Below are 12,651 nucleotides of genomic sequence, written 5' to 3'. Positions count from 1 at the left end.
GCGTGCACCAGGTGCAGCGGTAAGGGGAGATCCCCCACTTTAAGGGCGGGCATTGTAGCGCTGCGGGGCGGGGAGGTAAAGCCCGGACCCCTCACCCTAACCCTCTCCCCCCTGGGGAGAGGGCAGGGTGAGGGGAGAATGTTGTCAGGCAATCCTGCACGCATCCGCTTCCCAGCGATACCCCACGCCGTACACCGCGCGAATAAACGACTGGTCGGCGTCCAGCGCCTCCAGCTTACGGCGCAGGTTTTTGATGTGGCTGTCGATGGTGCGGTCGGTCACCACGCGGTAATCGTCATACAGATGGTTGAGCAGCTGCTCGCGGGAAAACACTTTGCCCGGCTCGTGGGAGAGGGTTTTCAGCAGGCGGAACTCCGCTGGGGTGAGATCCAATAGTTTGCTGCGCCAGCTCGCCTGGAAGCGGCTTTCGTCGACGATCAGCGGGCTTTGTGCATCCAGCACCTGCAATTCACGCTGCGGCTTGCAGCGGCGGAGGATGGTTTTCACGCGAGCGACCACCTCCCGCGGGCTGTAAGGCTTGCAGATGTAATCGTCGGCGCCGATTTCGAGCCCCAGCAGACGGTCGATCTCTTCGATTTTGGCCGTCACCATCACGATGGGCACATCGGAGAAACGACGAATTTCCCGGCACAGGGTCAGGCCGTCAGTACCCGGCAGCATCAGATCCAGCAGGATCAGATCCGGCGGCGTCTGGCGCACGTAGGGCAGCACCTGGTCGCCGTGGCTGATAAGCGTTGGCGCATAGCTCGCAGCGCGCAAATAGTCGATCAGCAGTTGCCCAAGTTTAGGCTCGTCTTCCACGATCAAAATACGCGGTGTGTTGTCGTCAATCGGTAACTCGGTCATGCTTCCCTCGATAAATCCCGTTCCAGAGGTAACTCTACTGTAATGCTAACCCCGCCAAAAGGCGAATGGGCGGCGCGGATGGTGCCACCATGCGCCTCCACAATGTTTACGCAAATCGCCAGCCCAAGGCCGGAGCCCCCGCTGGCGCGGTTACGCGAACCTTCGGTGCGATAGAAGCGCTCGAACAGTTTTTCCAGCTGCGCATCCTTCACGCCAGGGGCGGAGTCCGCAAAGGTCAGGGCAAAGCGCCCGTTTTCCTGCTTGCCGGAGATATGCAACCCGCCGCCGCCGTCGGTGTAGCGGAGGCTGTTCTCCAGCAGATTATTGAACAGCTGCATCAGGCGATCTCTGTCACCGAATACCACCGCGCTGTCAGGCAGCGAGAGGTTGATTTTCAGGTCACGGCTGGCGAAGCGTTCGCGGAACGCGCCGGTCACGACTTCAAGGATATTGATCACGTCGATTGGGGCTTTCTGGTAGGCCAGGGCGCCTTCATCGGACATGGAAAGCTGATGCAGATCGTCCACCAGCTTGGTCAGCGTGCCGACTTCCGCCTGTAGCGAGGCCACGGATTCGGGGGTGAACTGCCGCAAGCCGTCCTGAATCGCCTCCAGCTCACCGCGCAGCACCGCCAGTGGGGTGCGCAGCTCGTGCGAAATGTCGGCCATAAAGTCGCGGCGCATCTGCTGGTTTTTCTCCAGCGTGCTGGCGAGCTGGTTGAAGTCCTGCGCCAGCTTGCCCAGTTCATCCTGACTGCGGGTGTCCACGCGGGTCGAGAAATCACCCGCCGCCAGCTTATGCGTGCCTTCCACCAGGCGTTTAACCGGCGCCAGCAGGCCGCGCGCCAGCGGGAAGGTGGCGAGCGCCGCAAGCAGGGTAGAAAGCGCGACAATCAGCCAACTGGTCTGGCGCTGCTGGCGGTCAAAGTTGATGTCGGTGTTGCGCGTCAGCCGCTCGACCGGCGAGGCAATAACCCAGCCCACCGTGGCGCCGTTCGAGGTGATGGCGCGCTTTGTACCGTCCGGCGGTACCGGCGAGCGTGGGCCAACGAGCACGCGCATCTCCTGATCAATCACCCAGAACTGAGTGCGCCAGCCGTGCGGCGGCATGCCCGGCCCCGGACGGTCGTCGTCATTATCGTGCTCCAGCGAGCGCAGAATTTGAAATATAAAACGATCGTTATTGCGCAGAAAACGCCAGTTACCGTGCAGGCTATACTGTTCCCCCAGCGCGTCGCTTAAGCCCTGTAAGCGCTGTTCGTTACCGTGCTTAATGTAGTCAATAAAGCCGCGCTCAAAGCTGACCCGCACCGCCCAGTGCATGGTAATCAGCAGGACGATACAGGTAGCGAAAATCGCCACAAAAAGCTTACCGGTGATCCCCGGACGCCAGAATTTCATGGTGCACTCCTTTTGCCGCGTCGGATCACAACGTTTTTGGTCGTGTCATTCGGTACTCTGGCAAAGATAAAAGCGGGCAGGGCGATAATTACCGCCATGCTGAGGTAAGTGTATAAAAAGACCTGATGCGCGACGGGGGTGTCGGCGCTGAGATGGTGCTGACCGTACATGCCGAGCAGCAATCCGGCGACCGTGACCCCCACGCTCATAGAGAGCTGCATGATCATCGACAGCAGGCTGTTACCACTGCTCGCCAGTTCGTCCGGCAGATCTTTCAGCGTCAGGGTGTTCATCGACGAGAAGCGCATGGAGTTGATGATCCCCTGGCAGAACAGCACCAGCGGCAGGATGTAGTACCAGCCCAGCAGCGCCACGGTCATAAACAGCAGACTAACCAGCGCCAGCCCGAGCGTGGCGGCCACCAGCACCCGGCGATAGCCAAAGCGGTTTACCACCTGCACCACAATACGCTTCATCCCCATGCTGCCGAGCACCATCGGGATCATCATCAGCCCGGCATGGAACGGCGAGAAGCCCATCCCAATCTGTAAAAATACCGGCGTCATAAACGGCAACATGCCGCTGCCGATGCGTCCGGCAAAGCTGCCGAACAGACCAAGACGGTAGGTGGGATTCTTGAACAGGTTCAGGCTAAACAGCGCGTTAGCGTTGCCTCTGGCATGCCACAGATACCAGAGAATGGCGGTGACACCCAGCGCTACCAGCAGGGCGAGCGACAGGGAGGAGATCCCCAGCCCTTTTTGCCCGTCGAGCGCCAGGGTGAGCGTCGCCATGCCAGCTGCCAGCAGGATGAAGCCAAAGAAATCAAAGCGCCGGGTCTGCATTTTATAGTTCGGCATCAGCGTCAGGGTGGCAATCGCGCCGATAATACCGACCGGCAGGTTGATCAGGAAGATCCAGTGCCAGGAGGCATACTCCACCAGAATACCGCCCAGCGCCGGGCCCAGCAGCGGGCCGACCTGACCGGGCAGGGTGACGAAGGTCATCGCCGCCATATACTGCGCGCGCGGAACAATTTTCATCACCGTTAACCGCCCGACGGGCACCATCATCGCACCGCCGACGCCCTGTAGCACGCGCGCCATCACCAGCTGGTCGAGGGTATTGGCCTGGGCGCAAAACAGCGACCCGGTGGTAAACAGCACAATGGCGGTGAAGAAGATGTTCCGTACGCCCACTTTATCCGCCAGCCAGCCGCTGGCGGGCAGCATCACGGCGACCGTCAGCACGTAGGCGACAATCACCATATGCATGTGCAGCGGGCTCTCCCCCAGGCTTTTCGCCATTGAGGGGAGGGCTGTGTTCACGATGGTCGTGTCCAGCGACTGCATAAAGAAGCCGAACGCGACGATCCACAATTGCCAGCGAACGTTACTGGGTAGGTCGGTCATTTACTCGGTCACCGTGGTTCTCTTTTTTCGCGAAAAACGCAGCCGCAGGCGGTCAAAGAACAGATAGACTACCGGCGTGGTGTAGAGCGTCAGCAGCTGGCTCATCACCAGGCCGCCAACGATCGTGATCCCCAACGGCTGGCGCAGTTCAGAGCCGTCACCGCCGGATATGACCAGCGGCAGTGCGCCGAACAGCGCGGCCAGCGTAGTCATCATGATCGGGCGAAAACGCAGCAGACAGGCCTGGAATATCGCCTCGTCCGGCGTCAGGTTGCCGTTGCGCTGGGCGTCCAGGGCAAAGTCGACCATCATTATCGCGTTTTTCTTCACAATACCTATTAATAGCATGATCCCAATGAGCGCGATGAGGCTGAATGGAGCACCGAACAGCTCCAGCGCCAGCAGCGCCCCCACGCCCGCAGAGGGAAGCGTGGAGAGAATGGTCAACGGATGCACGTAGCTTTCGTACAGCACGCCCAGCACGATGTACACCGTGGCAATGGCCGCCAGGATCAAAATGACCTGCGAGTTCATGGTGTCCTGGAACACCTGCGCCGTACCGGCAAAGCTGCCGCGCACGGAGGAGGGCACCCCAAGCTGGGTCATGGCGCGGTTGATGGCGTCACTGGCCTCAGACAGCGACGAGCCGGTTGGCAGGTTAAACGAGACGGTCGAGGCGGCGGAAAGCCCCTGGTGGTTCACCGACAGCGGCGCGTTCGACGGCTGCCAGCTGGCGAAGTACGACAGCGGGATCGCCTTGCCGTCATCATTGATCACAAACATCTTGTCCAGCGCGCTGATGTCCTGGGTGTAGCGCGGATCGACTTCCATCACCACCTTGTACTGGTTCATCGGCTGATAGATGGTGGAGACTTCACGCTGCCCGAAGGCGTTGTTAAGCAGGCTGTTGGCCGCCTCCACGTTAATGCCCAGGCGGGCCATAGTTTCACGATCGTAGGTGAGCGCCATCTCCGCGCCGTTGTTCTGGCTGTCGGAGTTCACGTCCGCCAGCTGCGGTAGCGCGGCCAGCGCTTTACGGATCTTCGGCTCCCACTCGCGCAGGGCGGCTAAGTCATCCGAGAGCAGGGTGTACTGATAGCTGGCGTTAGCCTGTCGTCCGCCGACGCGGATATCCTGAACGGCCATCAAAAACAGGTTCGCCCCCGGCTCTTTGGCGAGCTTCACCCGCAAGCGGTCAATGATCTGCTGCGCCGTTTCGTGACGTTCATCGCGCGGCTTAAGGGTAATAAACATCATCCCGCTGTTAACGCGCGAGCCGCCGGTAAAGCCGGTAACGTTGTCTACGGCCGGATCTTCCCGGATGATTTTCATAAAGTCCTGAAGCTTGCCGCGCATCGCCTGGAACGAAATGCTCTGGTCTGCCTGAATACCGCCCATCAGCACGCCGGTATCCTGCTCCGGGAAGAAGGTTTTCGGGATGGTGATATACATCCAGACGTTGAGCCCGATGGTGGCGATAAGCACCAGCCCGACAATACGCGTGTGGTTCAGCACCCATTTCAGCGATTTGCCGTAGCCGGACTGCATCGCCATCAGGACGCGGCCAAAGCCTTTCCGGCGTGGCTGTGAGTGCGGTTGGCTGCGCTTTAGCATCCAGCCGCACATCATCGGCGTTAGCGTCAGCGAAATCACCAGTGAGATACCAATGGCGACGGAGAGCGTGACGGCAAATTCGCGCAGCAGTCGCCCCGGCAGGCCGCCCATCAGCAGCAGCGGCAGGAACACCGCCACCAGCGACAGGCTCATGGACAGGACCGTGAAGCCCACTTCGCGCGTCCCCTGAAGCGCCGCCTGGAGCGGCTTCATGCCCGCTTCCAGATGACGCGAGATATTCTCCAGCACCACGATGGCATCATCCACCACAAACCCGGTGGCAATCGTCAGCGCCATCAGCGACAGGTTGTTAAGGCTAAACCCGCACAGGTACATGGCGGCAAAGGTGCCTATCAGCGATACCGGGACCGCCACCGCCGGGATCAGCGTGGCGCGCCCCGAGCGCAGGAACAGGAACACCACCAGAATTACCAGCGCGACGGAGATGATCAGCGTTTGCTCTACCTCTTCAAGCGAGGCGCGGATGGTGGGGGAGCGGTCCTGCGCAATCTGGAGATCGATGGCCGCCGGAATGGTTTCCTGAAGCTCCGGCAGCCGCGCGCGGATGCTGTTCACCGTCTGAATGATGTTGGCTTCCGGCAGCTTGCGGATCATCAGCAAAATCGCCGGTTTGGCATTGGTCATCCCGGCGTTACGCACGTCCTGCACCGAATCGGTGACGCTGGCGACGTCGCTCAGGCGCACCGCCGCGCCGTTGTTGTAGTGAATAATCAACGGCTGATACTCGGCGGCGGTTTTCAGCTCGTCGTTGGTCTGGATCTGCCAGCGGTGGCTGCTGTCCTCAATCGCACCCTGCGGCTTACGCACGTTGGCGTTGCTGATGGCGGAACGCACGTCGTCCAGCGACACGCCCTGATTAAACAGCGCCTGCGGATTCAGCCCCACGCGCACGGCGGGCAAGGAGCTGCCGCCGACATCCACGTCACCCACGCCGTCAATCTGGGCGATGGTTTGCGCCAGCTGGGTGGAGGCAAAATCGTACAGCTCGCCCTGGGAGTAGGTCTCTGACGTAAGCGTCAGGATCATGATCGGCGCATCGGACGGGTTGGCCTTGCGGTAGGTTGGACGGCTCGGCATGCCGCTCGGCAGCAGGCTTTGGGCGGCGTTAATCGCGGCCTGCACGTCGCGCGCCGCACCGTTGATATCCCGGTCGAAGTTAAATTCCAGAATGATGCGCGTGCTGCCCAGCGAACTGCTGGAGGTCATCTCGTTAACCCCGGCAATTCGCCCAAGCGATCGCTCAAGCGGCGTCGCCACCGATGAGGCCATGGTTTCCGGCGATGCGCCCGGCAGCGAGGCGCTGACCATGATCACCGGGAAATCGACCTGCGGTAGCGGGGCCACCGGCAGCAGCCGGAAGCCGAGCACGCCGCACAGGGTGATAGCGACGGAGAGTAAAATCGTCGCCACCGGACGGTAAATGAAGAGGGCGAAAAACTTCACTTACGCCTCCTCTTCACGTTTCGGGAAGCGGCTTTTCGTCCACAGGGCCAGACGGTCAAACAGCAGGTAGATAACCGGCGTGGTAAACAGCGTCAGCACCTGGCTCACGAGCAGACCGCCGACCATGCCGATGCCCAGCGGACGGCGCAGTTCGGCCCCCACGCCGGTGCTTAGCATCAGCGGCAGGGCGCCCAACAGGGCGGCGAGGGTGGTCATCAGGATCGGGCGAAAACGCAGCAGACAGGCCTGGTAAATGGCCTCGCGCGGCGCCATACCCTGCTCGCGCTCGGCGGCCAGCGCAAAGTCGATCATCATGATGGCGTTTTTCTTCACGATGCCGATAAGCAGGATGATGCCGATGATCGCAATCACGTCCAGTTCGCTCCCCGCCAGCATCAGCGCCAGCAGCGCCCCCACGCCCGCCGTCGGCAGGGTGGAGAGGATGGTGATCGGGTGGATGAAACTCTCATACAGCACGCCAAGCACGATATACATCGCCACCACCGCCGCGACAATCAGCCAGACGGTGCTGCCCAGCGCGGCCTGGAACGCCAGCGTACTGCCCTGAAACTGGGTCTGAATATCGGACGGGAAGCTGAGTTCTTTCTCCGCGCCCAGAATGGCCTCCACCGCTTCGCCCAGCGAATACCCATCCGGCACGTTGAACGAAATGGTGGTGGACGGGAACTGATCGAGATGGTTAATCGACAGCGGGGTGTGGCGCTCTTCCACGCTGGCAATGGCGCTGAGCGGCACAATCCCGCCGTCTTTGCTGGTCAGGCGTATCGAGTCCAGCGCGGCAAGCCCGGGCGTGTTCTCGGTGTTATGTTCCAGCACCACGCGATACTGGTTGGCCTGGGTGTAAATGGTGGAGATCAGTCGCTGACCAAAGGCGTTATACAGGGCGTTATCCACGTCGGACATGGTAATGCCCAGACGGCTGGCGGTGTCGCGGTTGACGTTCACGTACGCCGCCAGCCCTTTATCCTGCCAGTCGCTGCTGACGTCAGAAACCTGCGGCAGTGCTTTCAGCTTATCCACCAGCTGCGGCACCCAGGTGCTGAGTGCATCAAGCGAGGTGGCCTGGAGCGTAAACTGGTACTGCGTGCGGCTCACCTGCGTATCAATGGTTAAATCCTGGATCGGTTGCAGATACAGCTCAATGCCCGGCACGCGCGCCACCGCGCTTTGCAGTCGCTCAATTACCGCGTTGACGCGATCGTCGCGGTCATCGAGCGGTTTAAGGTTAATTTGCAGGCGCGCGCTGTTGAGCGACGGGTTGGTGCCGTCCACGCCCACGTAGGCAGTCAGGCTTTCCACCGCCGGATCTTTCATGATGATCTCAGACACCTGCTGCTGGCGCTGCGCCATGTTGGCGAAGGAGACCGTCTGCGGCGCCTGAAGCGTGCCCTGAATAATGCCGTTGTCCTGAATCGGGAAGAAGCCTTTCGGAATGAAAATCCACAGCATCACGCTGAGCGCCAGGGTGCCGAGCGCCACGCCGAGCGTCGCCCAGGGATGATTCAGGACTTTCGCCAGCACGCGGCCGTAGGCGGCGATAATGCGCTCGAACATCCGCTCGGAGGCGCGCGAGAAGCGGTTTTGCTTGCGCAAAGATTCGTGGCTCAGCATGCGGGCGCACATCATCGGCGTCAGCGTCAGCGACACCACGGCAGAGATCAGAATGGCGACCGCCAGCGTCACGGCAAACTCGCGGAACAGCCGCCCGACGATATCGCCCATAAACAGCAGCGGGATCAGCACCGCAATCAGCGAGAAGGTGAGCGAGATGATGGTAAAGCCAATTTCTCCTGCGCCCTTCAGCGCGGCGGCTAAGGGCTTTTCACCTTTTTCGATATAGCGCGAGATGTTCTCGATGACCACGATGGCATCGTCCACCACGAACCCGGTGGCGATGGTGAGCGCCATCAGCGTCAGGTTATTAATCGAAAAGTCGAGGAACACCATCACCGCAAACGTCCCGACCAGCGAGAGCGGCACGGCGACGGCGGGAATGATGGTTGCCGGAACGTTGCGCAGGAACAGGTAGATGATCATCACCACCAGCGCAATCGCCAGCATCAGCTCGAACTGGGTGTCTGACACCGAGGCGCGAATATTCGTGGTGCGGTCAGAAAGCACTTTCACGCTCACCGATTTTGGCAGGCTTTCCACCAGCTGCGGCAGCATGGTGCGAATGCTGTCGGCGGTATCAATAATGTTCGCGCCCGGCTGGCGCTGAACGTTCATGACAATCGCCTGCTGCTTATTAGCCCACGCCCCGAGCCAGCTGTTTTCCGCGCCTTGTTCGACGGTTGCCACGTCGCCGAGGCGGATCGGCGCGCCGTTTTGATAGGCCACAATCAGCTGGCGGTATTCATCGGCGGACTGCATCTGGTCGTTGGCAGAGAGCGTGACCGCACGGGTTGGGCCGTCCAGCGAGCCCTTCGCTGAGTTAACGTTGGCGCTGCTGATGGCGGTGCGAATGGTTTCGCTGGTTAACCCCAGCGCGGCAATAGCCTGAGCATTGAGCTTAACGCGCACAGCGGGGCGTTGACCGCCCGCCAGCGTCACCAGCCCGACGCCGGTCACCTGCGAAATCTTTTGCGCCACGCGGGTTTCGACCATGTCTTCCACCTGCGTCATCGGCATGGCGGAGGAGGTGACGGCAAGGGTCATGATCGGCGGGTCTGCCGGGTTGACCTTGCTGTAAACCGGTGGATTCGGCAGGTCAGACGGCAGCAGGTTAGTGGCGGCGTTAATCGCGGCCTGCACCTCCTGCTCGGCGACGTCCAGCGACAGCGTGAGCTGGAACTGAAGCGTGACGACCGAGGCGCCGCCTGAGCTCTGGGAGGACATCTGCTTCAGGCCAGACATCTGGCCGAACTGGCGCTCCAGCGGGGCGGTGATGGCGGACGTCACCACATCCGGACTGGCGCCCGGATAGAGGGTGACAACCTGAATGGTCGGGTAGTCCACTTCCGGCAGCGCCGACACGGGCAGAAAACGGTAGCCAATGATCCCGGCCAGCAGGATCGCCACCATCAACAGGGTCGTCGCAACCGGACGTAAGATAAACAGGCGTGATGGCCCACCTGTAGAGCTCGGCGGCATCACCTGCATCAGGCTTTTGCTCCTGTATTCTGCGCTTCCACCACCTCGACCTGCGCCCCTTCGGTCAGCCGGTCAATACCGTCGGTTACGACGCGGTCGCCAGCGGACAGCCCGGCGCTGATCACCACCGTCTGACTGTCCTGGATCCCGGTTTTCACCAGGTGTTTGCTGACCTTGTTTTCGCTGTTCAGCACCCAGACAAAGTTGCCTTCACTGCCCATTTGCAGGGCCGCCGTCGGGATCACCACGGCGTTTTCTTCTGTCGCGACCAGCATTCGCGCATTGACGAACTGATTCGGGAACAGGGCATCGTCCTGATTGTTGAAGCGTGCTTTAAGCTTGATGGTGCCGGTGGTGGTATCGATCTGGTTATCCAGGCTCAACAGCGAACCTTCGCTCAGCTTCTGCTTGTTGGTGCGATCCCAGGCTTCAACCACCAGCGCTTTTCCGGCCTTCTGCGCCTGTATCACCGTCGCAATGTCGCTTTCCGGCAGGGTAAAGACGAGATCGATAGGGTGCGTCTGGGTGATCACCACGATGCCCGTGGTGTCGCCGCTGGAGATTTGGTTGCCGATATCAACCTGTTTCAGGCCCACGCGGCCGTCAATCGGCGCGGTGATCCGGCTCCAGTCGAGCTGGAGCTGGGCGCTGGCGACCGCGGCTTCGTCGGCCTTGATGGTGCCCTGAGATTCACTGACCAGAGACTGCTGGGTATCCAGCTCCTGGCGCGACACGAGGTTGGTTTTTACCAGCTGCTGATAGCGGGCTAAATCGCGGCGGGCATTGGCGAGGGTGGCCTTGTCTTTCGCGAGCTGCCCCTGCGCCTGCGCCAGGGCCACCTTAAACTGGCTTGGGTCGATTTCCGCCAGCAGATCGCCGGCTTTCACCTGCTGGCCTTCCTGGAAGTGGATGGCCATCAGCTGACCGTCCACGCGGCTACGTACCGTCACGGTGTTGGCGGCGGTAATGGTTCCCAGCCCGGAGAGATAACGAGGCACCGCTTTATTCACCGCCGTTGCCGCCTGCACCGGTGCCAGCGCCGCGCCGCGCATACCGTGGCGCCCGCCGCCCGTTGGACGTTGTGAGGGGCTATTGGCGCCAGCAGGTGCCGTGGAGTTCGCGGACTGGCTGTGCCAGTACCAGGCGGCGGCCAGGACCACCACAATCAGACCAACGGCGATTGCCCAGCGGGATTTGTTACTGCCTTTCATCGTTATACGTTCTCGTCCTGAAACACTTTCGGGGAATGATACTAGTTTAGTCAGGTAACACAGCGGAAAAATGGAGGAAATATGGAAGACTGTCAGGAATGGTCTGAGTGTGGTGCGTTGTTTCGCCGGGTGGCGGCTTCGCCTTACCCGGCCTACAAGATCCTCGAACCGTAGGCCGGGTAAGCGCAGCGCCACCCGGCACAACCCCATTAGCTAAACACCACCTGCGCCCAGCGCGCCAGCCCTGCCGTAACGGAGCCAAAGTCATCGCCGCCGGCAATCGGGATCCCCGGCAGCTGTTCCGCCAGCGCTTTCTTGATCAGCGGCGAACGGGCGCTACCGCCAGTCAGGTAAATTACGTCCGGCTTCACGTTGCCGTTCTCAAGCGCCAGTTGCACCTGCTCCAGAATACGCTGAAGCGGCTGAGTCAGCGCCATTTCCAGCCCTTCCTGAGTGATAGCCGTAGCCAGATCGTCACTGATAAACGGCAGCGAAACCGCATGCTCTGGACGATCGGATAGGGCAATTTTGCTCTCTTCGGCGGTGCGCACCACGCGGTAGCTCAGGCGCTGACGCCACACCTTATACAGCAGCGCGACCTTCTCTGCATCCTGCGCATCACGCACCAGATCGTTAAGGAAACGCCCATTCGCGGTGCTGTAAAAATCACTCTGGGCAGGGACGTCGTTGATGGCAATCGCATTCCACCATGGCAGGATCGGCAGGGCGATGCCTTTCTCGGTTTGACCGCCCATGCCGAGCAGCGGCATCAGGCTCTTGAATGCCAGGGCGATATCCAGATCGTTACCGCCCACGCGGCAGCCGCTGTGCCCCAGCAGGCTGTTTTCACGATCGCGACGATGATGCCACTGCGGACCCATCAGCAGTAATGAACAGTCCGTCGTACCACCGCCGATGTCCACCACCAGCACCCGTTTCTCTTCCGTCAGCGTGGCTTCAAAATCTAGTCCCGCCGCAACCGGCTCATACTGGAACACCACGTCACGGAAACCAGCCCGGTGCGCTGCACGCTCAAGGATCCCCTGCGCCTGCTGGTTGGCTTCGTCGCCGCCCAGCCCCTGGAAGTTGATCGGACGGCCAATCACCGCCTGGGTGATGGCATCCGGCACCTGGGATTGCGCCTGATTACGGATGTGCAGCATCATCGCGCAGACCAGATCTTCAAACATCGCCACCTGCTGTGGCTTCAGGCCGCTGGCGCCGAGGAAGGATTTCGGCGATTTAACGAAGTAGACCTCTTCCGGGTCTTCAATGTACTGCCCGAGGGAAGAGAGACCGAACTGCACGCTGGAAGGGGTAACGTCGATATCTTCCTCGCGGTTAAAGCTGACCGCACGGCGCAGCAGCGCCTGGGTTTCCGCCGCCGTGGCCGGAACCTGATGATGGCGGAACAGCCACTCGCTCACCGCTTCACGCGTGGGCGCACAGAGCATTGACGGCAACAGCGTACTGCCGTTTTCCATTTTCAGGAGCTGTGGTTGTCCGTTTTGCATTATCGCAACCGAGCAGTTTGCGGTGCCGTAGTCGAATCCAATAAACACAATAAAT

General features: G+C 60.8%; 7 protein-coding genes. All 7 read right to left on the bottom strand.

All coding sequences use genetic code 11. The features are described from left to right. Positions 1-144: 144 nt before the first annotated feature. Positions 145-867, bottom strand: coding sequence for a two-component system response regulator BaeR (gene baeR, locus ACQG11_RS01425; protein ID WP_015572364.1), 723 nt, complete (start codon positions 865-867; stop codon positions 145-147). Continuing rightward, on the bottom strand, positions 864-2,267 hold the full coding sequence (gene baeS, locus ACQG11_RS01420) for a two-component system sensor histidine kinase BaeS (RefSeq protein WP_022648650.1): 1,404 nt from the start codon (positions 2,265-2,267) through the stop codon (positions 864-866). The genes baeR and baeS overlap by 4 nt, the downstream gene beginning before the upstream one ends. Then, positions 2,264-3,679 (bottom strand): MFS transporter, encoded by a 1,416-nt coding sequence (locus tag ACQG11_RS01415; protein WP_032623937.1) that lies wholly within the window; start codon positions 3,677-3,679, stop codon positions 2,264-2,266. The genes baeS and ACQG11_RS01415 overlap by 4 nt, the downstream gene beginning before the upstream one ends. Further along, positions 3,680-6,757: a multidrug efflux RND transporter permease subunit MdtC gene (gene mdtC, locus ACQG11_RS01410; protein ID WP_426728121.1), complete on the bottom strand. Its 3,078-nt coding sequence runs from the start codon at positions 6,755-6,757 to the stop codon at positions 3,680-3,682. After that, positions 6,758-9,880, bottom strand: coding sequence for an MdtB/MuxB family multidrug efflux RND transporter permease subunit (locus ACQG11_RS01405; RefSeq protein WP_023300557.1), 3,123 nt, complete (start codon positions 9,878-9,880; stop codon positions 6,758-6,760). It abuts the gene before it with no gap. Continuing rightward, positions 9,880-11,082 carry an MdtA/MuxA family multidrug efflux RND transporter periplasmic adaptor subunit gene (locus ACQG11_RS01400; RefSeq protein ID WP_032623941.1) on the bottom strand — a complete coding sequence of 401 codons (1,203 nt, stop codon included), beginning with the start codon at positions 11,080-11,082 and terminating at the stop codon, positions 9,880-9,882. Before ACQG11_RS01400 ends, ACQG11_RS01405 begins: the two co-directional genes overlap by 1 nt. Before the next feature lie 209 nt (positions 11,083-11,291). Beyond that, complete coding sequence (gene yegD, locus ACQG11_RS01395) at positions 11,292-12,644, bottom strand: molecular chaperone (RefSeq protein WP_017383266.1); 1,353 nt, start codon at positions 12,642-12,644, stop codon at positions 11,292-11,294. Between the last annotated feature and the right edge of the window lie 7 nt (positions 12,645-12,651).

It is taken from the genome of Enterobacter cloacae complex sp. 372C4 (assembly GCF_050030615.1).
In the GTDB taxonomy this organism is placed as follows: Bacteria; Pseudomonadota; Gammaproteobacteria; order Enterobacterales; family Enterobacteriaceae; genus Enterobacter; species Enterobacter intestinihominis.
This window is presented reverse-complemented; position numbering and strand designations above follow the sequence as displayed.